This is a genomic window from Enterobacter cloacae complex sp. 2024EL-00214 (genome assembly GCF_043945575.1).
In the GTDB taxonomy this organism is placed as follows: Bacteria; Pseudomonadota; Gammaproteobacteria; order Enterobacterales; family Enterobacteriaceae; genus Enterobacter; species Enterobacter cloacae_P.
The window spans coordinates 1-23,752 of the sequence record NZ_JBIMRC010000030.1 but is presented as its reverse complement, the minus strand read 5'-3'; the positions used below and the strand labels follow the sequence as shown (position 1 = coordinate 23,752).

At 49.3% G+C, this 23,752-nt stretch carries 20 protein-coding genes and 1 pseudogene; 6 read left to right on the top strand and 15 right to left on the bottom strand.

The window, feature by feature from the left end; translation table 11 throughout:
• Window positions 1-257 precede the first annotated feature (257 nt).
• The 8 genes from ACHHZ6_RS23155 to frmR form a co-directional block, all read right to left on the bottom strand.
• Window positions 258-689 carry a DUF488 family protein gene (locus ACHHZ6_RS23155; RefSeq protein WP_000765646.1) on the bottom strand — a complete coding sequence of 144 codons (432 nt, stop codon included), beginning with the start codon at window positions 687-689 and terminating at the stop codon, window positions 258-260.
• A 191-nt stretch (window positions 690-880) separates the two neighbouring features.
• Complete coding sequence (locus tag ACHHZ6_RS23150) at window positions 881-3,532, bottom strand: excinuclease ABC subunit UvrA (protein ID WP_000038427.1); 2,652 nt, start codon at window positions 3,530-3,532, stop codon at window positions 881-883.
• A gap of 203 nt (window positions 3,533-3,735) precedes the next feature.
• The gene (locus tag ACHHZ6_RS23145) at window positions 3,736-5,046 is read right to left on the bottom strand and encodes an NAD(P)/FAD-dependent oxidoreductase (protein ID WP_000233327.1); all 1,311 of its coding nucleotides are present in this window, start codon (window positions 5,044-5,046) and stop codon (window positions 3,736-3,738) included.
• 17 nt (window positions 5,047-5,063) lie between these two features.
• The gene (gene fghA, locus ACHHZ6_RS23140) at window positions 5,064-5,894 is read right to left on the bottom strand and encodes an S-formylglutathione hydrolase (RefSeq protein WP_000440264.1); all 831 of its coding nucleotides are present in this window, start codon (window positions 5,892-5,894) and stop codon (window positions 5,064-5,066) included.
• 47 nt (window positions 5,895-5,941) lie between these two features.
• Entirely contained in the window at window positions 5,942-7,276 is a 1,335-nt protein-coding gene (locus ACHHZ6_RS23135) for a DUF3422 family protein (protein WP_000664785.1), read from the bottom strand.
• 157 nt (window positions 7,277-7,433) lie between these two features.
• Window positions 7,434-7,832 (bottom strand): VOC family protein, encoded by a 399-nt coding sequence (locus tag ACHHZ6_RS23130; protein ID WP_000070400.1) that lies wholly within the window; start codon window positions 7,830-7,832, stop codon window positions 7,434-7,436.
• A 50-nt stretch (window positions 7,833-7,882) separates the two neighbouring features.
• Window positions 7,883-8,992, bottom strand: a complete 1,110-nt coding sequence (locus ACHHZ6_RS23125) for an S-(hydroxymethyl)glutathione dehydrogenase/class III alcohol dehydrogenase (RefSeq protein WP_000842119.1) — start codon at window positions 8,990-8,992, stop codon at window positions 7,883-7,885.
• A gap of 58 nt (window positions 8,993-9,050) precedes the next feature.
• Window positions 9,051-9,326 carry a formaldehyde-responsive transcriptional repressor FrmR gene (gene frmR / locus ACHHZ6_RS23120; RefSeq protein WP_001120775.1) on the bottom strand — a complete coding sequence of 92 codons (276 nt, stop codon included), beginning with the start codon at window positions 9,324-9,326 and terminating at the stop codon, window positions 9,051-9,053.
• 286 nt (window positions 9,327-9,612) lie between these two features.
• On the opposite strand from frmR, the gene uvrB reads away from it, so the two are divergent.
• Window positions 9,613-11,589: an excinuclease ABC subunit UvrB gene (gene uvrB, locus ACHHZ6_RS23115; RefSeq protein WP_000103071.1), complete on the top strand. Its 1,977-nt coding sequence runs from the start codon at window positions 9,613-9,615 to the stop codon at window positions 11,587-11,589.
• 301 nt (window positions 11,590-11,890) lie between these two features.
• Here the strand turns inward: uvrB and ACHHZ6_RS23110 are convergent, their stop codons facing one another.
• The 4 genes and pseudogenes from ACHHZ6_RS23110 to vapB form a co-directional block, all read right to left on the bottom strand.
• Complete coding sequence (locus ACHHZ6_RS23110; protein WP_000699996.1) at window positions 11,891-12,157, bottom strand: flagellar transcriptional regulator FlhD; 267 nt, start codon at window positions 12,155-12,157, stop codon at window positions 11,891-11,893.
• A gap of 48 nt (window positions 12,158-12,205) precedes the next feature.
• Window positions 12,206-12,919, bottom strand: a complete 714-nt coding sequence (locus ACHHZ6_RS23105; protein WP_000139428.1) for a GNAT family N-acetyltransferase — start codon at window positions 12,917-12,919, stop codon at window positions 12,206-12,208.
• A 686-nt stretch (window positions 12,920-13,605) separates the two neighbouring features.
• Window positions 13,606-14,003: pseudogene (locus ACHHZ6_RS23100) on the bottom strand (type II toxin-antitoxin system VapC family toxin).
• Window positions 14,000-14,233 (bottom strand): type II toxin-antitoxin system VapB family antitoxin, encoded by a 234-nt coding sequence (gene vapB, locus ACHHZ6_RS23095; protein ID WP_032140383.1) that lies wholly within the window; start codon window positions 14,231-14,233, stop codon window positions 14,000-14,002. The pseudogene ACHHZ6_RS23100 and the gene vapB overlap by 4 nt, the downstream one beginning before the upstream one ends.
• A gap of 70 nt (window positions 14,234-14,303) precedes the next feature.
• Here vapB and ACHHZ6_RS23090 point away from each other — a divergent pair, with 70 nt between their 5' ends.
• Together ACHHZ6_RS23090 and ppl are read left to right on the top strand one after the other, a co-directional pair.
• Window positions 14,304-15,134, top strand: a complete 831-nt coding sequence (locus tag ACHHZ6_RS23090; RefSeq protein WP_001270901.1) for a hypothetical protein — start codon at window positions 14,304-14,306, stop codon at window positions 15,132-15,134.
• A 151-nt stretch (window positions 15,135-15,285) separates the two neighbouring features.
• Window positions 15,286-17,973 carry an anti-phage protein Ppl gene (gene ppl, locus ACHHZ6_RS23085; protein WP_000215804.1) on the top strand — a complete coding sequence of 896 codons (2,688 nt, stop codon included), beginning with the start codon at window positions 15,286-15,288 and terminating at the stop codon, window positions 17,971-17,973.
• A gap of 169 nt (window positions 17,974-18,142) precedes the next feature.
• On the opposite strand, the gene ACHHZ6_RS23080 is transcribed toward ppl, so the two are convergent.
• Window positions 18,143-19,972 (bottom strand): hypothetical protein, encoded by a 1,830-nt coding sequence (locus ACHHZ6_RS23080; protein WP_001217270.1) that lies wholly within the window; start codon window positions 19,970-19,972, stop codon window positions 18,143-18,145.
• A gap of 188 nt (window positions 19,973-20,160) precedes the next feature.
• Between ACHHZ6_RS23080 and ACHHZ6_RS23075 the strand changes: the two genes are divergently transcribed.
• Complete coding sequence (locus ACHHZ6_RS23075; protein ID WP_021242945.1) at window positions 20,161-20,304, top strand: hypothetical protein; 144 nt, start codon at window positions 20,161-20,163, stop codon at window positions 20,302-20,304.
• A 189-nt stretch (window positions 20,305-20,493) separates the two neighbouring features.
• On the opposite strand, the gene ACHHZ6_RS23070 is transcribed toward ACHHZ6_RS23075, so the two are convergent.
• Window positions 20,494-20,823 carry a hypothetical protein gene (locus ACHHZ6_RS23070; protein WP_022646501.1) on the bottom strand — a complete coding sequence of 110 codons (330 nt, stop codon included), beginning with the start codon at window positions 20,821-20,823 and terminating at the stop codon, window positions 20,494-20,496.
• Window positions 20,824-21,354: 531 nt separating this feature from the next.
• Between ACHHZ6_RS23070 and ACHHZ6_RS23065 the strand changes: the two genes are divergently transcribed.
• Window positions 21,355-21,486 carry a hypothetical protein gene (locus ACHHZ6_RS23065; protein ID WP_001116618.1) on the top strand — a complete coding sequence of 44 codons (132 nt, stop codon included), beginning with the start codon at window positions 21,355-21,357 and terminating at the stop codon, window positions 21,484-21,486.
• 231 nt (window positions 21,487-21,717) lie between these two features.
• On the opposite strand, the gene ACHHZ6_RS23060 is transcribed toward ACHHZ6_RS23065, so the two are convergent.
• Window positions 21,718-22,653 carry a hypothetical protein gene (locus tag ACHHZ6_RS23060; RefSeq protein WP_000151478.1) on the bottom strand — a complete coding sequence of 312 codons (936 nt, stop codon included), beginning with the start codon at window positions 22,651-22,653 and terminating at the stop codon, window positions 21,718-21,720.
• Between the two features lie 178 nt (window positions 22,654-22,831).
• On the opposite strand from ACHHZ6_RS23060, the gene ACHHZ6_RS23055 reads away from it, so the two are divergent.
• Entirely contained in the window at window positions 22,832-23,653 is an 822-nt protein-coding gene (locus tag ACHHZ6_RS23055) for a ParA family protein (protein WP_395123080.1), read from the top strand.
• The last annotated feature ends 99 nt before the right edge of the window (window positions 23,654-23,752 follow it).

Sequence of the window (23,752 nt, the reverse complement as noted above, 5' to 3'; positions counted from 1 at the left end):
GATAAGCTTTATTTATAAAATAAAACAACTGGTTATATTATTGGCAAAATACAGGCTGAAGGGTGTGATATTAGCCCAAAAGCATGGTCAAAAAAAGCGCGTCGCAAACACTGATTTTCGATATCAAGCCACTTCCTGTTAGCGCATATTGCTTTAGCAGGCTAAATCCTCTTCCTTTTGTCCGAACATCGTCTGGTACCGTCATAGTCTGTGGGAGCTGTGTTCTGGTGTTCGGGCGTACAGACACAACCCAGCCACTATAAATGCATGATAGTGACATCAGGCCATTTATCTGCCAGGTACTCAGCAACCAGCCGTCTGTGGCAATGATGTGGTTTATGTTCGCTACACAATAAGCAAGCATCAGCAAACTGACTCTTTTCGAGCGTTTCGATATGTCTTTTTGTAATCAGATCGATGAAATCCGAAGAATATATATCCCAGTCTCCTTTCTGTAATTTGTATCGCTCAAACATTTCCCGCGTCGGGGCAAGATCTGGCATATGTGCGTAATCGATATCACACAGAGTACGGGCAAAGAACTTCAGATCGTCCTGTTTTGCAAAACCTGCCAGCTGAGAGCGATTATTGAGACGCACATCCAGAATACGTCTTGCTCCGGATTCCTTCAGACGCGTAAAAAAATCCTCCGCCGAAGATTGTGTGAAACCAATCGTAAATAGTTTCATCAGGTTCTCCTTACCACCTGCATAACAGTGATGTTTAACACTGGATAAGATTTGGTGTTTTTGCTGTGCCCTGGTACAACAGGTTTCTTATCACGTATTTTTTCAGGTAGTTACAATGACAGGTAAAATGTTCAGGGGATATACCAGTAGCGTGACAGTGTCGTCATTCACGCTATGACGACACTGTCCTTTTACCAGTTCCGTGACAACTCCCGGGCAATAAACGGTGCCGTGCGGCTTTCACAAACCTGTGATACCTGGGCGGGTGTACCTTCTGCAACCAGGTTGCCTCCCTCATGACCTGCTCCGGGACCAATGTCCATAACCCAGTCAGCCTGCACGACTGCACGCATATCGTGTTCAATCACAACTACGGTATTCCCTGTCTCAACAAGACGCTGCAACTGCACAAGCAGACGGTCGGCGTCTGACGCATGGAGTCCGGTGGTCGGTTCATCCAGAACATACAGCGTATGGCCACGTTGGCTACGTTGCAGTTCGGTTGCCAGCTTTATCCGTTGAGCTTCTCCTCCGGATAACTCAGTGGCTGGTTGACCCAGACGCAGATATCCCAGACCGATTTCGCCCAGCAGGCGCAGAGGTCGCGCCACGGGTTCTACATCAGCAAAGAAGCTGCAGGCTTCATCCACTGTCATCTGCAAGACTTCCGCAATGTTTCGCTCCTTCCAGCGAACCCTGAGCGTATCCGGGTTATAGCGTGCGCCATGACATGTCGGACAAGGGGCATACACACTGGGCATAAACAAGAGTTCAACGCTGACGAACCCTTCACCCTCACAGGTTTCACAGCGACCTTTTGCCACATTGAAAGAAAACTGTCCGGCATCATAATGATAGTTTTTAGCAGCAGGTGTTCCGGCAAAGAGCTTACGAATATGGTCAAACAGTCCGGTATATGTCGCCAGGTTAGAACGCGGTGTCCGGCCTATCGGTTTCTGGTCAACCTGCACCAGACGTTTGATCAGTCCGGTGTCGCCTGTCAGCGTACCGTAAGTTTTCTCAGTAACGGTTGGTCCCTCAGCATCACTGCCCTCGGATAACACGTCTTCTGGTTCATGGCCAAGCGAGGAAAGCACCAGCTCAGGTAAGGCCTGAGCAATCAGACTAGACTTTCCGGAACCCGAAATACCTGTAACAGCGGTCAGTACCCCCAGAGGAATACAGGCGTCCAGTCCCTTCAGGTTGTGACGGTGAATATCCTGTAATTTTAACCATCCTGCTGGCTGTCGGGCGTATGATTGTGGTGGCCTGATTTCATCAAACAAATACCGCGCCGTTCTGGATTCAGCAATAGCTTTCAGACCTTCAGGTACACCACTGTAGAGAATATGACCGCCCTGTTCTCCTGCAGCGGGTCCCACATCAACCAGCCATTGCGCCCGTCGCATCAGGTCAAGATCATGCTCAACGACAAACACTGAGTTTCCGGCATCCCGCAGGTTCTCCAGAGCATCGTAAAGTGCATGGCTGTCTGCAGGGTGCAGGCCTGCTGATGGTTCATCGAGAACATAGACGACCCCAAACAACATGGAGCTAAGCTGAGTGGCAAGACGCAATCGCTGGAGTTCCCCTGCGGAGAGTGTTGGCGTTGTTCTGTCTAATGTCAGATAACCAAGTCCCAGTTTCTGCAACTGATACAGCCGGTCCATAACACCTCTGGTCAGTCGTTGAGCAGCCAGTCGTTTCTCTGTCGATAATGCTGAGGTCCGGCGGACATCCGGCGTTACAGAATGGACTGCTCTGCCGGAACCTGCGCGTTCTGTCCGGTCCCGGCGGGTGATATCCCTGTCAGTATCAGCCCCGGCATGATGCGTACTGAAATCCCCCCGGGAGATAGGAAGAAGCAACTCAGCCAGCTGGTCTAAAGGCATCTGCATAAACTCACCGATGTCCACTCCAGCAAAAGTGACTGACAATGATTCCGGTTTAAGCCTTTTTCCGTGGCAGACAGGACACAGTTTACCTTCCATAAAACTGGAGACGCGTTTCCTCATCAGTGCACTTTGGGTGTGTGCAAAGGTATGCAGAACATAACGTCGCGCCCCTGTAAACGTCCCCATATAACCCGGAGTCATTTTTTCCCTGACTGCGACACGTGTGTCTTCCGGGCTGAGTCCGGGGTAGACCGGCACCGTCGGGGTATCTTCAGTAAACAGGATCCAGTGTCGCTCTTCTTCAGATAACTCTTTCCAGGGGATATCGACGTCATAGCCCAGTGTCACCAGAATGTCGCGAAGATTTTGTCCGTGCCAGGCAGGTGGCCAGGAGGCAATGGCTCTGTCCCGGATACTGAGTGACGGATCAGGTACCATCAGTGCTTCTGTCACATCATAGATATGTCCGAGACCATGGCAGGATGGACATGCTCCCTGAGGCGTGTTAGGAGAAAAATCCTCAGCATAGAGCATAGGTTGTTCTGCCGGATAGGCTCCCGCCCGGGAATACATCATGCGCACCAGGCTCGATAAGGTGGTCACACTGCCGACAGAAGAGCGTGCATTGCTGGTTCCTCGCTGTTGTTGAAGGGCAACTGCAGGGGGGAGTCCATCAATGGCATCCACATCCGGAACACCGGCTTGATCAATGAGGCGCCGCGCATACGGGGCAACCGATTCAAAGTAGCGTCGTTGCGCCTCAGCATAAATGGTTCCAAAAGCCAGTGAAGACTTACCGGAACCAGAGACCCCCGAAAAGACAACAAGTGCATCACGCGGAACAGAGACATCCACCTCTTTAAGGTTGTGCTCCCTGGCACCACGTACCACAACAGAATTACTGGCGTCTGTCAGGGTTGGGGGGGCACCAAAAAGTTTCTTTGACATAGTTTAATCCTGTAATACGTAAATCAACTTTACTTCTGACGCTGGTTACGTTGAATGGCGTTAACCGATGTGCCGAACCATTAGTTAAGAAGGAATAATGACAAAAGGGATTTATGCAGCAGTAAGCGGATTGCCTGCGCCGGCGCCGGTGATTAAATAAGGAATGCCGCTGATGTTTCAGCGGCATCAGTAAGGTTCAGGTATCACTCTTCTGAGCGGGAATGGACCGCACTCTTATCCGGATCAGGTGATTTACCTCCCGTGATAATGCGGGCTCCCCTGTATCCGATACTGTGGTTCCAGATCCAGCTGATAGCGACACTCAACCGGTTTCTGGTTCCGATCAAAAAATACAGGTGGATAATTTTCCAGAACCACCACGCCATGGCTCCCCGGAGTTTTAACCGTCCCATATCAACCACAGCCAGTCCGCGACCGATGGTCGCCAGGTTCCCCTGATGCCGGTACCGGAAAGGTTTCAGGACAGGTTTTTCATCCTTTAAACGGGACTGGATCAGTTTAGCCACATACTGTCCTTCCTGTTTTGCGGCCGGAGCAATGCCCGGGATCATCCTGCCGTCCTCTCCGGTCACGGCCGCGGTATCACCTATTACAAATATTTCAGGGTGTAACGGGAGCGTGAGATCAGCTCCCACGATAACCCGACCAGCCCGATCAGCTTCCGTCTTGAGCCAGCGTGCAGCCGGAGAAGCAGTGACGCCTGCTGCCCAGATGATCGTTTTGGCAGGAAGAGGTTGCCCACCATATACTACGCCTTCGGCAGAGCATTCCGTTACCGGTTGGCCAAAACTGACTTCCACTCCCAGTTTCTCCAGGGACTGACGGGTATATTCCGATAATGACTCCGGGAAGGCAGTGAGCAATCGTTGTCCGGCTTCAACCAGAATAATTCTGGTCTCTGTCGGATCAATAGAACGGAAATCATTTTTCAGCGTTTTCCTTGCCAGTTCGGCAATGGTCCCGGACAGCTCAACGCCTGTCGGTCCCCCCCCGACAATGACGAATGTCTGGTAGGCAGCCCGTAACGCGGGATCAGTGGTATTCTCAGCTTGTTCAAAAGCGGAAAGGATCCGTGCGCGCAGGGTCGTGGCATCATCCAGGTTCTTCAGTCCCGGCGCAAACTGTTCCCACTCATCATGACCGAAATAAGCGTGCGTGGCCCCAGTGGCAACGACAAGCGTGTCATAATCAATTCGGGAACCATCTTTCAGCAGAACCTCCCGTGAATCGGTATCCACATCCTGGACCTCGGCCATCAGGGTACGTACATCCTCACGATGACGAAACAGAGAGCGAACGGGCCAGGCAATTTCTGCTGATGGCAGTGATGCGCCAGCGACCTGATAAAGTAAAGGCTGAAACAGATGGTGGTTACTCCGGTCAATGATTGTGATCGAAACGCCCGGCTCTTCCAGTTCTCTGACAACGGAGAGTCCACCGAACCCAGCCCCTATCACGACAACATGATGTTTTTGATCGCAGAAATGTACCATAACCATAATTCCTGAATTTAGCGCGTCAGTGCTGCTGCATGATGTGCAATGTGGTCGCCAATGTAGCTGGAGATAAAGTAATAGCTGTGATCGTGTCCCGGACGCAGGTTAAGCGTCAACGGATGACCGGTGTCCTCACAAACGCTCTTCAGTCTCTCCGGCTGAAGCTGAGTCTTCAGAAACTCATCATTCAGTCCTTGGTCTACAAGCAGAGGTAGCCTTTCCTGCGCTTTACGGATCAACTCAACCGTGTCGTACTGCTTCCAGTATTCCCGATCATCACCCAGATAAGCAGACAATGCATTTTCTCCCCAGGGCACCTGAGAAGGTGCGACGATCGGTGAGAATGCGGATACACTCTGATAGCGGCCCGGGTTTCTGAGCGCAATCATCAGGGCGCCATGTCCGCCCATCGAATGTCCACTGATACTTCTTTTATCAGACGCCGGGAACCATTCTTCAATCAGGGACGGGAGCTCGTTTACCACATAGTCATACATTTTGTAATGTGTCGCCCAGGGCTCCTGGGTTGCATTAACATAGAATCCGGCCCCCTGACCGAGAGCGTAGTCAGGATCATCAGGAATATCGGTGCCACGCGGACTGGTGTCTGGTGCCACAATCATGATCCCATGCTCTGCGGCATAACGCTGAACGCTCGATTTGGTAATAAAATTCTGTTCCGTACAGGTCAGACCGGAAAGCCAGTAGAGTACCGGTACATTACCGTTAAGCGCCTGGGGTGGAGTATAAACACCAAATTTCATCGTGCAGCCAAGCGTGCCAGACTCATGCTGATAAACTTCCTGCCACCCATCAAAGCTGGCATGATGTTCAAGACGTTCCATAATTTTCTCCGTATAACGACAGGACAATTCAGCAACAACGTAACAACTCAGTCAGAGCGGTTTTCGTTATGTTCAGGGTCGGTGTGCGAGTTTCTTATTCTTCGCACCACCCACCAAATCGCGAGCACAATGAAGGGCACGAGAATGGCAACCGCCAGCTCAGGTGGCATGACATCGTGGATCCCGGGAACCCCTTTCACCAGATACGAAATCAGACTCACCACATAATATGAAATGGCGGCAACAGACAATCCTTCAACGGTTTGCTGCAGATGTAGCTGTTGTCTGGCCCGGTTATTCATCGAAGCCAGCAGGTCACGGTTCTGATGTTCCAGTTCAACATCTATCCAGGAGCGAAGTAACGAAATAGCCCGCATGAGTTTGTCAGACAGCTTCGCCTGTCGTTCTTTCACAGAACGGCAGGTTCGCATGGCTGGGGCAATGCGCCGTTGCAAAAAATCAGACCAGGTGTAGTAGCCTGGAACCGGCGTTTCGGAGAGCGTATTCAGCCTTTCCTCAACAATTTCATAGTAGGCCTGGCTTGCGCCAAACCGGTACAGATTCGCTGCAGCGCCGGCTTCAAGTTCTGCGGCAAGATTGGTCAACGCAGAGAGCAACTGTTCATTTTTACGATGCTCTCCGGTGCGCATTTCTTCTGTAATTTCAGCCAGTCGGTTTTCCACTCGCCTCAGTTCAGAGGCCATGGTTCTTGTAAGTGGTAAAGAAAGCAAAGCAAGCGTGCGATAATTTTCAATCTCAAGCAGCCGCTGAACCAGTGCACCCAGCTGTGCCTCTGTCAGGTCCCGTTCAAGTATCAGAATGCGTGTCAGCCCGTCTTTATCCTGGCGAAAATCAGAGATAATTGCGGCACGGCCATTTTCTGTTACTGAATAGCACCTGCTGACAGGATCTAAATTCGTTACTGCAGCCTCAGATTCTGCAGTCCATGGCAGAATATCCAGACGGGTACCACAGATAACCGAACCCGGTGGCGTGAAACCATGCCGGAAGGGGTTCTCTCCCCTTAACTGTCCGTCACGCGGATCGCATGTGGTACTCCATAAGTAGGTGGAAAACTCACCGTGTTTTTCACAATACAAAGCGCCTTCCCGCCACGTGATACCGTGCAGGGGTGCTGAATTTTCTGATGGTGTTAAACCAAGACGATCTGACAGCTCAACCATGACCCGCTGGTCACCTGACTGGTCGCCTTTAGTCATGAAAGCAAACTGCAGCAGGGTCTGTGGTGATGTGATAAGCAGGTGCGGACGCGCATGTACTTCATTGACAGCGGCCGTTCTGTCTTTATGAGCCGGCATCCCGTACACGGTTTCGGGTGATTGCATCTCAGAACGGATAGCAGATAATGCTGACTCTTTCATAAGACTCTCTCTTTTTCTGACGGCCAGTCACATTACGCTTCGAGAAAGATACCCGCAGACGTAAACGTCTGCGGGTTGATCTTCATACGCTGGCACAACTCATACCGTTCGCCTGATCGGCAAACCGTACAACATTTGTGTCGGATGCACCCTACGATCAGATGAAGGTATAGGAGCAGATCTTGTTACCAGCCGGATCACGCAGGTAGGCAGCATAAGCACCTGGCAGATGACCACGAGGACCCGGTTGGCCTTCATCAGTCCCGCCAGCAGCCAGGCCTGCGGCATGGAAAGCGTCAACTTCAGCAGGCGTGGCGGCAGCAAAGCCAATTGTCACACCATTGCTGGATGGCGCTTCACCATTGCCAGGACGGGCAATGATGAAAGCCGGCTTGTCACGGCCAAACAACACCCAGCCATTACCAAAAGGACCAAGGTTGTTGATACCGAGTGCACCTAAAGTGGCGTCATAAAACTCAGCCGACTTTTGAACATCTACAGCACCGATAAAGACGTGAGAGAAGATGCCATTGCCTGAAATAACTGGATTGGACATGGATTGTTTCCTTTAAAACTAATATTGAAAGATCGCCAGTGAAACCTGAATCAGTAGTGGATCACTGTACGAATAGATTTGCCTTCATGCATCAGGTCGAAGGCGTCATTAATCTCTTCAAGGCCCATGGTATGAGTCACGAATGGTGCGAGATCGATTTCGCCTTTCATCGCATCTTCAACCATGCCCGGCAGCTGGGTACGACCTTTAACACCACCAAAGGCAGAACCCTTCCATACACGGCCGGTGACCAGCTGGAATGGACGAGTGGAGATTTCTTTACCTGCACCCGCAACACCGATAACGACGGACTGACCCCAGCCACGGTGTGCCGCTTCAAGTGCAGAACGCATTACGTTTACGTTACCGATACATTCAAACGTATGGTCGACACCCCAGCCTGTCAGTTCAATGAGAACGTCCTGGATAGGTTTGTCGTAGTCTTTCGGGTTAATGCAGTCAGTTGCACCAAATGAACGGGCCAGGTCAAATTTCTCCGGATTGGTATCGATGGCAAAGATACGACCCGCTTTTGCCTGACGCGCGCCCTGTACCGCTGCAAGGCCAATACCACCCAGGCCAAAAATAGCAACCGTGTCACCTGGTTGTACTTTCGCAGTGTTGTGAACCGCACCGATACCTGTCGTTACGCCACAACCCAGCAGACAGACATGTTCATGATTCGCCTGTGGATTAATTTTGGCTAAAGACACTTCTGCGACGACGGTATACTCACTGAATGTAGAGCAGCCCATATAGTGGAAAAGAGGCTGGCCCTTGTAAGAGAAACGGGTCGTGCCATCAGGCATAAGTCCTTTACCCTGGGTGGCGCGAACAGAGACACACAGGTTAGTTTTTCCGGATTTACAGAACAGACACTCGCCGCATTCTGCCGTGTAAAGCGGAATAACATGATCGCCAGGTTTCACACTGGTGACCCCTTCGCCGACTTCCACAACAACACCCGCACCTTCATGACCCAGTACTGCCGGGAACACACCTTCCGGATCATCACCGGACAAGGTAAATGCATCAGTGTGGCAGACGCCGGTATGGGTGATTTTTACCAGTACTTCACCCTTACGAGGCGGCTCCACATCAATTTCAACGATCTCGAGGGGCTTACCAGGAGCAAATGCTACAGCTGCACGTGATTTCATATGTCATATCCTTTTATTACTGTTTTTACTGACCCCATCAGACGTCTGCCTGGCAGAGTTAACGGAGATATGAGCGAACAATGGAAATAGCGTCGTTGATAGATTTCGTCTGCGACCCCCTTCTTTTGTTCGTATCGGGAAATTCTTCCCTGAGATAGCTTTCCAGAACAACAGTCATCAGGCCTTTAACGGCTCCTCGTACCGAAGCCAGTTGCTGCAACAATGAAGAACATTCCGCTTCGTTTTCAATCGCCTGTTCCAGCGCTGCAATCTGACCTTTGATACGTCGTACCCGGACAAGCGCCTGTTTCTTTTCTTCTGGAGAATGTGGCATTGATTGTCCCTGTTAATCAGGATTGAAGAGACTATAGTATACCCCCCTATACTATGCAAGAAAAAATGTTGACCCCACGATGTACAAATCCAGACAGATGACAGAGTTGTATCAGGCACATTCGTACTTTAACGGTACACAATAGAAGTGAACAGAACGCCAACTTATTGGTACAGAACAAATAACTTTTCTTCAGTCAGGCATAAATGCCTTACGTCGGGTTGTCATAAACTATAGTGTAGTAGTGTTAACGCTGTCCGGGGCGTTCCAACCAGGAGAGATCATAATGTCCACAGGAAAATTCATTTTACATTCAGGCTATATCCCGTCAGGAGATCAGCCCGAAGCAATAGCCAGACTGATAGCGGGAGTCGAAGCAGGAGCGACACATCAGACACTTCAGGGGATAACCGGTTCGGGTAAAACCTTCACCATGGCGAATGTGATACACCGTTTGCAGCGCCCTACATTAATACTGGCTCCTAACAAGACGTTAACCGCACAGCTTTATCTGGAGATGAAGCAGTTTTTCCCAGAAAATGCTGTCGAATACTTCGTTTCTTACTACGACTTTTTTCAGCCAGAAGTCTATATCCCCGGAAGTGACCGCTTTATCCCGAAAGATTCCGCTATCAACGATCATCTTGAAAGGTTACGGTTATCTACGACCAAGGCATTGATTGAACGTCAGGATGTGATAGTCGTCGCTTCCGTCTCTTCGATATACGGATTAGGTGATCCGGACGCATACAGAGAGATCCAGATCCCGGTATACCCGGGACGACAACTCGCCCAGCGGGAGTTAATTCATCAACTGGCACGTCTGCAGTATGCCCGTACAGACAAAACTCTGGGACGGGCGATGTTCCGGGTTCGCGGTGACGTTATTGATATATTCCCTGCCGATTCCGAACATCAGGCCATCAGGGTCGAACTTTTTGATGATGTTATAGAATCCGCAAAATGGATTGATCCTGTCAGTGGGAAAATTGCGGGCGACATTGAACATTATTTAATATCACCCAAAACACTCTTTGTTACACCGACCGCAAAAATACCCTCAGCCACCAAAAGCATTCTTACTGACATGGAGAAACGGGTTGCTGAACTTAACAAAGCAAATCGTCTGATAGAGGCTGAGCGCTTATACGAACGCGTCAACAATGATGTTGAAATGATCCGTGAACTGGGTTACTGCTCAGGTATGGAAAACTATTCCTGCTATTTCAGCGACAGAAATCCGGAACTCCCACCGACAACGCTGCTGGATTACCTGCCAAAAAATGGCCTGCTCTTTGTTGATGAATCGCACGTAATGGTCCCGCAAATCTCAGCCATGTACAGTGGCGATCAGAGTCGCAAGGATACTCTTATCGATTTCGGCTTCCGTCTGCCCTCCTCAAAAAACAATCGACCCCTGAGTTTTGCTGAGTTTGAGAAGATTAAGCCCCAGACTGTCTTTGTTTCCGCAACCCCAGGTAAATATGAATTGCAGAAATCAAAGAAAAATGTTGTTCAGCAAATTATCCGCCCCACCGGTTTACTGGATCCCGAAATTGAGGTCCGAAGCAAAGACCAGTGTGTGGAGAACTTACTTGAAGAAATCCGTCATTGCGTCAACAGAAACAATCGTGTCCTGGTGACAGTGCTGACCAAAAAGACCGCAGAAGAACTGAATGATTTTCTGACAGAAAATGGGATCCTGTCCCGATATCTGCATTCTGATATCAAAACAGATGAAAGACAGGAAATTATCAATGGATTACGGGCCGGGGAATTTGATGTCTTAATCGGCATCAGTCTGCTGCGTGAAGGACTCGACATCCCTGAAGCCTCACTGGTCGCGATACTTGATGCTGACCATGCAGGTTTTTTACGTTCATCACACGCACTTATTCAGATGATTGGACGTGTGGCACGTAATGTGGAGGGTAAAGCCGTACTCTATGCAAACAGGATCACTCCGGCCATGAAACAGGCGATGGATGAAACGCACAATCGCAGGGAACGTCAGATAGCCTATAACCTGGAACATCATATTAAACCAGTGACTTCAGTTCGTAAGCGGAGTACTGAACAGGATGAAAGCGTCTATCCTGCCACTCATACAGAGGCATTCTGTTCAACGCTATCAGAGTTGTGTGAAAGAATTACTGTTAAAGAAAAGCAATTACTGGCGATCGAGAATTCAGGTGAGGAGAAGGATATAGAAAAATTAAGAACAGAACTGAGTGATTTGTATCGTCAATTTATATTCATGTAACAGCATCATAAAAATCATCCTGTATTAATCAGGATGATTTTTATACACACAATACTTTCCCTCTTGAAATCCGTATTCACAGGAATTACTTTCCGTGCTTCCAGTAAGGAGTAGTTCCGATTTCATCGATAATAAAATCAATAAAATCAATAAAATCAATAAAACCCCTTACTTTATATGACATGTTTTTTTGCGGATAAATAATCCAGATCGCTGATTCATTGGGGTACATACTGAATTCCCAGTCCGGAATAAAAAAGAAGAAAATGGTCCGTAAGATGTTAAGTAAATCCTGCTGAGCTCATCCCATTCCAGTGGACTGACTGAGTAATACATCTATCTGGTGGTGATCCCTGAGTCTGAGTACGGTAATCAGCTCCGGACGTTCAGCAAGACGAACCAGTTCGGGCAACGACAACTGCAGGAGTTTATCTCCGGTACACTTGTCGATACCTAGCCGAAACAGGGCTGTGTCTTCGTAATGATTCAGAACCCGCTGGGCAAGCAATAAATAGGAAAGATTGTGATGCCAGATTTGCCTCTCAATCTCTGCATTCATTATTTTCATTCAGATTCTCCCTTTTTCCAGTAACGTCTGGGGGCAATAACAAAAGAGTCAGGGCTCTGTTGTCGCCAGGTAATGCCGTAAAGGATGTATTTGATGTCCCCGGTCATCGAAGTTGACAGTTCTAAGCCAGATAGTTATCGCACTGGATATTCTTTCCCATTCATCCTGAATGATTGAATACATTACAACGTCCACGCTCCTTGATTTAAGTATTTGTTTATTACGCAGTACACCCTCTTTCTGGAACCCTAATCTCTCGGCAGATCTCATACCCTGAGAGTTGAGCCTGTCGGTTTGCCATTCACAGCGACGATATTTAAGCACATCAAAAACATATGATAGTATCAGGAAAATTGCTTCTGTACTGACTGAAGTTCGTTTGATAACTGGAGTAAGATGTACGCCTCCTATTTCTGCTACGTCATTTTTATTGTCGAGGTTATACAGAGAAAGAGTTCCCACAGCATTTTCTGAATTATTTTCTATAATGGCGTAATGATATACTCCCTTCTGTTGAATGAGTTGCTGAATATAACTGTGGGTTGCCTGTTTTGTCGGCGGTCTTTCATCCGGAAGATAGGTCCAGTCACGTGAATCCTCTATACTGTGCCATCCCTGGAAGAGGTCATTCCCGTGACGGGTGGACAGCAACTGCAGAGTGCAATAACGCCCTGGTAATTGGCGCAAATCAGGTAATGAAAGAGTGACGTCATCGTCAAGGTGACTGCCTATATATTGACCGAAATTATTTTGCTCTGTCATATTCTTCTCCTTAAGAAACGTAAGGATAACAATGAGAAGTTTCGGCGTTTATTTTAGATATAAGCAACTGAAATCTTAACGGTATGTACCATATCAGATGTATCCTGAGAAACATCATATATTAACAATAGCATATATTGCGTTTGTATCAACGCTTATATTCATTTTGAGAACATGTTCGCAATTAGTTAATTATCTCGAAGTAACGGAAATATGTCAGATATTATATTGTGATTATTATTGTGTGGGTATTAATGATGTTGTTCATTATTTAAACAAAAAAAGACTGAGGGACCGTTATCCGGAAAATGTTGTATCGCCAGGAGGATAAAACAGGACAAGTTTAGCAACATACGAGAAAACCGCAAACCAAATGAAAAACCGTTTTGGCAATTTCTGAATGAATCAAGAATTGCTCCCTGACTCACCGATCGTCAGCGTTTCCCGAAGGAATCTGATTCCGTCTGATATTTCTTAAGGATAAGACCAAAATATGAAAAAAGGGAAGTCAGGATGACCTCCCACTAATTGCCTGAAAACCTGTATTTTATACATTACTGGATGTTGAAAACACTGAGCGAACGCAAGGCATGATGTACGCGTGCTGTTCTGTTTCCAGTGCTGGATTCATTGATGGCGCAACCACCTCTGCCAGTCAGTCTCACATAACTACATACCAGGAACCGCTAGTTAACCCAGTCCTCAGGTACCAAGGTCGATATCCTCTCAAACTCCAGCGCATTATTCGTCACCAGCACGGCACCGGCGACAATTGCGTGCCCGGCGATAGCTATGTCGATCGGGGTGCCAGCGAGGCGCAGCACCAGTTTAATCTCCGTGGTCGCATCTACCGCTGCGCAGTCCCAGGTCAGAACGGCACACAGAACGCGTCAACCAACTGCTCGCGGGGTGGGGAGGCCTTCGGACCTGTGGCGCCAAAGCGCATCTCGGAGTAAGTGATAACCGAGACCACGATACGCTGGTCACGCAGCACCGCCGGCTCCAGGCGCTTCAGCACCACTTCCGACTGCTCGCGCATGATGAACGAGCAGATGTTGGTGTCGAGCATGTAGATCTTGTTCACAGGTCAAATCGACCTTCATCGCTGACAACGTCCCCACGTTCCACCATAAAGTCCGGTTCGGCTTTTTCAAGCTGCGCGAACGAGCACCAGGTCGGCCGGACGGGACGCAGGATGATACAGTCCCCCTCCCGAACAATCTTCAGCTCGCTGACGCCCTCAAAATCCAGATCGCGAGGCAGACGGATGGTTTTGAGAAAAACATCGGGTAATGTACGCCAACTGGAATTTATCTCGCTACGTTACCGACAGTTCTGGCTCTGGTATGGATAATGAGTCAACTGAGATTTCGGAGAAAAAAAGATGCGTTATACCCGAACCAGCACTGCAACTGATGTCACTGATACACTCAGACAATACCAGGCTGACTTGCTGACAGGTCCTTGCTGGATGTCGGTATGGCCACTGATAGAGCGGCTACTGAGTCGTGAGAATGAAATGCAGTCGGTCTGGCAGAATATTGCCCGTCAGGCGCTAACCTGGCAGCAATGCTATTGTCTTCTGGAGCAAATCATACTGGCGGGCCGTTTCAGTAGACCTGATATCGTTTCCCGATTGAAAGAGGATTATCGCCAGCTTGAAGAACTGAACCGGACTATCAGTAAGGAGGCCGGTGAACTGGCACAGAAGATATTGGTCCGAGATGCGATCCTGAACCGGAACGCATTCACACTTGAGAGAACCACGCACATCGTGGAACTGATGGAGATGGCTGAAGATAATGATGGGCTTTACCGTTATTATCTTCATGAAACACTCGATGGCCTGACCTGTCGTTATGACGGAAAATACTGGCCGGGACTCCCTGGCGTCCTGCAGGTTATAGCAAGGGAGCACCCGGAAATTGGATGTCTATCAGAAAGCGATCGGGCCATCATTAACGGGCGCGGCAAAATGCTCCCCGATTATCTCCGCGAATTATTCAGTAGCATCGAGAACGTCAGGCAGGGTCCATGGGGTCTGCCGAAAGAATTTACGTTGACGGACAGTAGCCTGGCTACGCTGGCCACTGTAACACTGGATCATACTGAAGTGTTCTCCGCTGATACGGTAAAAGTACGCCGGAGTGAATTCAGCAAAAGAGGAGAGCGGGGAGCATGGCCATTTAAGCCACTGAAGGCAGTCGATATGTAGACCCCCGATGTGGACGAAGGTCTTATTTGCCTTCTGACTTTTCCGCCAGACCGACTGAAGTTCATGCCAACAGCAATCATAACGGTTACTGAATTACCAGGTGAATGCTTCTATAGTGGGATTACCTTAGGCACCACATGGAAAAGAAACAATGACGGTAGGATCACGCTGGTTTAAATTTGATTTTCATAACCATACCCCGGCCTCAGATGACTACAAAGTCCCAGATCTCCAGCCCCGGGAATGGCTGCTGGCTTACATGCGGCAACAGGTCGACTGTGTTGTCATCAGTGACCATAACAGTGGGGCATGGATTGACGTGTTGAAAGCGGAACTGGCGAACATGTCCCGGGACGCCAGTTCCGGTGAACTGGCAGACTTCCGGCCGCTGACTTTGTTTCCCGGTGTGGAGCTCACGGCCACCGGCAACGTTCATATCCTCGCCGTGTTGCACACCCAGAGCACCAGTGCCGAGGTGGAACGGCTACTGGCACAGTGCAACAACAACTGTCCTATTTCGCGTGAAACCCCCAACCATCATCTTGTGCTTCAGCTGGGACCCGCGGGCATTATCAGTAATATCCGTCGTAACCCGGAAGCTATTTGTATCCTCGCACACATTGATGCGGCGAAAGGCGTTCTGACAAGCCTTACTAATCAGGGGGAACTGACGGCCGCTTTTCAGTCAAATCCTCATGCAGTGGAGATCAGACACCGGGAGGAGGAGATTACGAACGGGACTCACCGGCGTTTAATTGCGGATTTGCCATGGCTTCGGGGATCAGATGCGCACCACCCTGAACAAGCGGGAGTGCGCACCTGCTGGCTGAAGATGTCCGAGCCTGATTTTGACGGTCTCAGGCACGCATTACTCGATCCGGAAAACTGCGTGCTGTTTGATGATAATCCACCGGAGGCACCAGCTTCACATTTGCGCAGCCTGACATTCAGGACCCGTCTTTGCCAGCCGGCAGATCAGTATGGAGCCTCCGTTGAGTTTAGCCCGTTTTACAATGCGGTGATTGGCTCCCGGGGCAGTGGTAAATCCACGCTTATCGAAAGTATTCGTCTGGCCATGCGAAAAACCGAAGGGCTGACTGTGTCTCAACGCAACAAGTTGAACCAGTTTAGTCAGATGGGGATGGGCATGGATGCGGATTCTTTCATCGAATGTGTGTTCCGCAAAGAAGGCACAGATTTTAGGCTCAGCTGGCGACCCGATGGTCGTAATGAATTGCATATTTTCAGCGAAGGTCAGTGGGTGCAGGACAATCACTGGTCACCAGATCGTTTTCCCCTCTCAATATACAGCCAGAAAATGCTCTACGAACTGGCGTCAGACACAGGGGCATTCCTGCGCGTCTGTGACGAGAGTCAGGTAGTCAACAAACGCGCCTGGAAAGAGCGCTGGGATCAACTGGAAAGGGAATACCTGAATGAGCAAATAACGCTGCGTGGTCACCTGGCCAGCCAGACGATCGCAGATAAACTGCAGGGGGAGTTGTCTGATGCTGAACGGGCCGTCAGTCAGTTGCGGTCGAGCGCTTACTATCCGGTTTGCACCCGCCTGGCCACGGCTCGGGCTGAACTGTCTGCAGCAACGCTTCCTCTGGAGCATCATGAACAGCATGTCGCTGGTCTGAGGGCGCAGGAGAAAGAGCCAGTACAAGTCCCGGAGCTCCAGGTGGAGCCGTCTGCGACACTGACAGCATTTATGACGCGTCTTTCTGACGTACAGCAAAAGTATGACCAGCGTCTTGACACACTGTTGTCGGACTATGCCGCGGAACTCAGTACCATTAGGCAGGACCCCCCTCTTCTCGCACTGGAAGAGGCGGTGCGTAACCAGGAGGAAACTGTACAACGTGAGGCCATGGTGCTACGAGAACAGGGACTCAATCCGAATGTCCTCGATGAGCTGATGACGCGCTGTGAGTCGCTGAAGTCGGAACTGAGAAATTACGCCGATCTTGACGGGACGATCGCGGCCTCAGCAGCGAGATCCACAGGATTACTGGCTGAAATGCGTAACCACCGGATGGTATTGACGGAAAAGCGGAAGGCGTTTCTGTCCTCTCTGTCTCTCAGCGCGCTGGATATTAAAATTCTGCCGCTCTGTGCCCCACACGAAGACACCGTATCTGGTTATCAGGCGGTAACCGGGATCGGCAACTTTGCCGATCGTATCTATGATGATGGTGACGGGAGCGGGCTGCTTCATAGCTTCATCAGCTTGCGCCCGTACAGTCCGCTACCGTCGGCAACGGAAAACAAATATCTTGCGCTGGATACGCTTAAAGCTCTGCATCTTGCCATCCATCGCGAGGAGCCGGGAGCAGGGTCAGAGCTCCACGGAGCTTTCAGAAATCGCCTTAAAGGTCTGAATGATGCGCAACTGGATGCCCTGCAATGCTGGTATCCGGATGATGGGATCCACATTCGGTACCAGACGCCCGGAGGAGGGATGGAAGATATTTCCTCTGCCTCACCGGGACAAAAAGGGGCGAGCATGTTGCAGTTCCTGCTGTCATATGGCACCGATCCCCTCCTGCTGGATCAACCAGAAGACGACCTGGACTGCCTGATGCTGAGCATGAGCGTGATCCCTGCCATCATGGCAAACAAGAAACGCCGACAGCTGATTATCGTGTCGCATTCTGCCCCAATAGTGGTCAATGGTGATGCGGAATACGTTATCAGTATGCAACACGACCGCTCTGGCCTGCACCCGGGGCTTTGTGGAGCGCTTCAGGAGACGCCGGTGAAGGAACTGATTTGCCGACAAATGGAGGGAGGGGAAAAAGCATTTCGTTCCCGCTATGAGCGGATACTCAGCTGATAAACGGCACCATCCCTGGGACAGAGAGACATGTCAGAAGAGTGGCACCTGCGTGCCGCTGAGTATCTGAAAACCCGAACATAGACCCCGATCAGGCTGCCCCAAGAGTTTGATCGGGGCCTATGAGGCCGATGAGTTACCCTTTCTTCTGACAGTCTTCTCCTGAGTGTCAGTGGTGGGCATTGAGCCATGCTATCAAACGAGCATCGCTACGGGAAAGCGTCCCGTTTTTCAACTGATTATCAATGGCTGTGTATACTTTCTTTTCCGTGATCCCGTGAAGGGGGTTCAGTTCCCTGAAAACTGACTCACTGGTAAACTGGCACCGGGTAAATGCCTCCTCAGCGGTGCTGACGGTTGGGTGGATCACCACAATATTAAACAACGCGCTGATTGTTGCCCGCAGATAGTGTTCAAGGTTCACCGTCAGCAGGTCAATGTGCGGGCTGGTACCTGCATTGTGCACGATGGTATTTCTCAGCAGATACAGGCGGTGAAGATGTCGGGTGACTTTCTCGGCATGTTGCCCCAGTTTATCCGCCATTTTCTCGGGTGACGCACAGATCCCGGCAAGCTTACGCACCCGATACATGACATAGGGAAAGTGCTGTAAATCTGTCTGAAGTTCACGGACCCGGTCCGCATCTTTAAGAAGGGCATAGAGTTGCCCCAGCGGAAGTGAAGCGATCTCCGGTGTGCGCAAGGGGTGCCCTGGCTCTCGCAGAATGAAGCGCAGAACTTTTCTTAGAGAAAACAGTTGCTTAACAACATAGTCCAGCACCATACAGGGAGCCACAACACCGATGACATGCTGTTCATGTGATGGTGTGCCAGGGGCAACTCCTAGCGTTAATGATTCAAGCGCCGACCAGTAAGCGGTGAAACGACTCTCCTGAACTTGGCTTTCAATGCCGTTACGGAAAAACCGAAATGCGGAGCTGATTTTTTTACGGGACACATCCGGTGTATCCGTGAACAGTCGGTTCATCGCCACCATAAAGCGCGCAAACTCCTCGTCCGTTAACCGGTCCGCGTTTGCCTCGATTTCATTATCGAAGCGCGGCACTTCTGTTTCGTCTTCATCCCTGATTATCATGAACTGTTTCTGGACGGTGATATCTCCCTTACCTACCATGTAGGCAATGACATCCAGGGATTCACGAAGCATCTGACCGGCCATGTTACGGGCAGATGTGTCAGACATTGAGCAAACCGGTATATCGACTGAGAGGGAGAAGCGTTGTCGGGCTTCATCAAGTGGCATGAACACACATCCGTTGAACTGCAGTGTGGGTCCTTGCGTGTTAAGTAGGGTGTGCAGTTTCTCACTGGTAATAAACATCCGAACAGTCACGTCCCGAGTAGGCGTTACCAGTTTCTGCCGGAACGAGTGAAAGGCGGCCCGGAAAGCGTTCGGTTCAGTACTCACATTCCTGAAAATATTGATGTACAGCAGGTAACATTCCGTCAGTGTCATACCCCGGGTGAGGAGTACACTCATCACTCCGTTTGTCAGTGAGTAAATATCCCGTGCATGGTGTTCATCCAGAGGGGGCCATGCAAACAGTTCCTGTTCAAGCATCTCAAGAGCCTCAGTGATATAACTGGCCTCGGTGATATCCGCCAGTTGTACACATAGGCTACAGATAAGACGAGGACGCTTTTCCACCGGGCTGCGAGTGGGGTCAACCAGCAAATCTCTGTCCAGAAGAGTCACCAGTTGAGCGGGGATGTCCTCAAATGCTTCTCTCCTGAGAACTTGATCGGTCTCGAGTAACTCGAGCAGTTCAGTGGCCACCCGGAGTCTTTTTTTATCGGCACTGAAACGATCTTCCATTTCGTAAAGAAATAGCAGTTCGCGGATGGTGCTGAGTGGATTGCTGTATCCGACCCGGTCAGTATCCGGGCTGTTTTTATGGCAGAAGTTGGACCAGCATTCAATAAAATAAAGCTGACGCTCGGTGAGTACATCCCTGCTCAGACGTCGGTCGATACGCATAGGTCTGGAAATCTCTTGTACAGTGAGTTATTATTTATTCATACCATATTTAAACCATCTGCCGCCATGCGGGGGATGTCACCGAAAAAAACGGCTCTCCCTTCCGTCAGTGGCTCAGTCCCGGGAAGGCTCAGGGCCTCATATCCAGAAAGCCACCCTTGTGGGTGGCTTTTTTTTCAGAAGTCCGGATGGTCCAGTGCAGGCAACTACCTGGCGACCCGGATGATGTCCGCCTCCCGCCAGAACAGTGCTTCATTCATGTACCAGAACAGGTGGCGACGGAAGACATTTTGCTGAGGACGTTCCCGACCAGCCTGCTGCACACGCAGTGAAAGCCAGGGCACACCCATCCATCATGATGGGTTGGAGATTGAACATTCAGTCATCTCAGGCAGAGTAAACCCGGTCTCTGACAGAACGCCTGTGGGACGTTTATTGATGAAATTCATTCTCTTCCCCATTTATATTCCCTGCTGACCCTACAGAAAACTGAAAGGAAGTCATGAGACAATCATGAAGGTTTAAGGCTGGCTGTCCGTCAGCATGACTGAATAGTGAATACCTTGTGGCAGATTGATTGAGAATGGTTTATTCAGTGTAAGCGGGATGGTCTTTGGTGCAATCGGTATTGTCCTGATACTGTCTCCTACCAGGCGAGCATTCACGTATCGCTCGTGATCATAGTAATTTATCTCACCACTGATCTCGGCCGTTCTGCTTTTTTCACCCGGAGACAAATCAATATACATCGTCGCTGCGGCAAATTTTCTGTCCAGCTCAGAGGTGAATGCTTTTCCAGGCATCGGTCGAAGTGCATACAGTATAGCGTTATGTGTATTGTCTTGTTTCATAAGGCTGTCCGCAGTTACGGTAATTATGGTTGCCCCTGATACTGGCGACTGCATTTCCGTTCTGAGGTACTGCGCACTGTTTTCTGATGGCACGGCACTGCATCCCATCAGCGAGAGGCATAAAACAGCGAGTCCTGTCATTCTGTTCAATTTAAATGTCCTTTATCCATTATCAATAATTGGTGGTCGCTCTGTCAGTATCGGCATGATTCATAAAATGTTGATACTGTTATGCCTGGACCCGAAAGATACGAAAGGCGAAAACTATCTTGCTCATAAGATAAATAGTGCTAGTTACCACTGCTTTGGCTGGAATGACCCCACGACAGAAGACAATTTATGTCCTCACGAAGAGGCCTGTTCGAAGATCTTCGAACTGAGGGCGCGGAGAAGGCTGCGACGATTCAACATTATCTGTAGCAATTCAGTTTCAGAGCAGATGTGCAAAACATTTTTCAATAGACAGCAAAACCGGAAATGTAACTTTCCATAAAATCAGAACACTGATTAACCCAATCTCCGGAGATTCACATGCCTTTCTCTGATTTTCTGAAAATCATTCAGAAGTTTCAGTGTGCAACTGTGCTGGAAAAAGTACTGATGCTGCTGTTTGTAATTCTGATCATTGTGCAACAGGTGATCGATACGTTCTGCAGTCGATAAGACCCGGCCGGTAAGAAAGCGGGGTTGGATTAGACGGGTTTCTTACACGCCGGTCACAGCCAAGTGTCCTGCCGGAACGACAGGACACAGCCTGAACACAACGGGATTTCTGGCAGAATAACCGTAACACCCACCTCTTTCTGCGGAGCGCCATCTATAGACATTCTTACGGAAAAAAACGACACCTGATGGACAGGTACCGAAGGGTTAAACCAGCCAGGCTGATTAGAGTTATGGGAGTATTAGCTTCGTTTCGTTTGTTTCAAGCAGCTGTACTTGTTCGTCAATCCACTGCCCTGCAACAGCAGCTTCACTGAAATCTACTACCGGGTTATCTATCAGTTTCTGAAGGAGCTGTTCAATACGATCTATCCGGTAATGGAGATCACGCATTTCGGCTAAAAAATCAAATTGCTCCTGGTGAAAGTGAGTGTACTCGAATTTCAACCGGTACCGGCCGTTATGATAATTAACCTGTTCCTCTGTGTGTTGCCTTGCCTTACGAACTTCGTCAGCCAGGAATGTGTCAACATCACGTGTTTCTAACTCTCCGCTAAGGCGCTGCAGGGCAGGAAAGTGGTCAGGATAACAAAGGGCGAAAGTAATCATCATTCCCTCTAAAAAATGATCCCCTAACGTTTTATTAATCCAGTCCTTCAGCCACTTGCAATGCCTTTGCAGCGTAGGATCTGCACCTACAGAGACTGGCTCATAGGCCGCTCGAGCGATAATATGGAACAGAAGCGCTACGCAGTACATTTTGCCTTTCGTGCTAACCTGAACGCGATCATCGTATTTGAGATTATATGGGTTGATGTTGGGCATAACATCATGACTGTAAACCAAAAACTCAAGCGACTCATCCATGACCTTCTCAAAACGCTGGCTGCGATTGTTTCTGTCACTGATAGAGCCGGCCTGATACCACCGGTCCGAAAGCTGTCGGTATCGACGGTAATAGTCATCCTCTTTTTGCTGAATAAACTGATTCCGGATCTGGGCGTCAATCCGACGTGCCAGACCGGAGAAATCGGGTAGGACAAATTTCTCTGGTTCATTTTTCGGAGATATAAGTGCTATGAATTCAGAAACCTGCATGTCTTTACTCTGAGGTCCATAACGTTTTCCTGACATGCGAGTGCCGATGAAAAAGCTTTCAATCGTCATAACTTACCTTTCAGTGTCTATTCAGAAATTTTAAGTGTGCACTAACTATTCCATAAAACTGCATATCAAGACAAAATATCAATCAGTATAAAAATACTTTTGTATTACATTTGTATTGCCAATGTGTGCGTAATGGATTACAACTACTCCTGACTGATAAACATAATCTGGAGCCGTTATGATGAACAAGCTACAGGAACGATATGCTCGCATAATTGCGATAATGAACAATAAAGGTGGTCCTGGTAAGACCAGTTCGGCTACCAATCTGGCTGTTCACTATGCCAGATCAGGGAAGCGGACGCTGTTGATTGACTCGGACCAGCAGGCCAATACGACAGAAGTCACCGCAAATGGTAAAAAGTACTATTCCATGTATGGTCCAACTATTTGCGATCTCTACAGCAATTCTCGATTTGATATCCGCGATGTCATCATCCCCGCGATGGCCGGTGATGCTCCTATCCCTAACCTGGATCTGATTCCGTCTGACCCGACGTTCGAAAAAATTATTGAACAGACCCTTACCCGCAGTCACCGCGAAAAAATCCTGGGCCGTCATCTCGAGAAAGTTCGCACTGAATATGATTACATCATTATTGACTGTGCACCTGGGCTCAATATCGCAACCGGCAATGCAATTTTTATCGCCGATCATGTTCTGGTACCTGTCGATGGCGGGAGTTTTTCTCTGAGTGGTCTTGAAATCATGCTGGACTATATGGATGAGATCTCTGAGGAAGATTATGCACGCTTCAGTGTATTCCGGAACAATTACAATGGTGCAAATAAGAAAATAAACACTTATATCGAAACCGCCCTGGGCTCGCACGAGAGAATTTCTCCGAGACTATTGAAAAGCCGGATTCGTACTGATCAGGCCATAGTACAGTCTCAGGTGGCTTGTCTTCCTCTGTACTACTACCAGAAAAGTGCAATGGCTTTAGTGGATTACGGCAAACTTGCCCGTGAGCTAGGGAAGGTGCGAACAAGTTCCTGATATGAGATCATCATATTCATCCGGAGCGCATCCCAGAGGGACATCATGAGCCATCAACTCACCTTCGCCGATAGTGAATTCAGCACTAAGCGCCGTCAG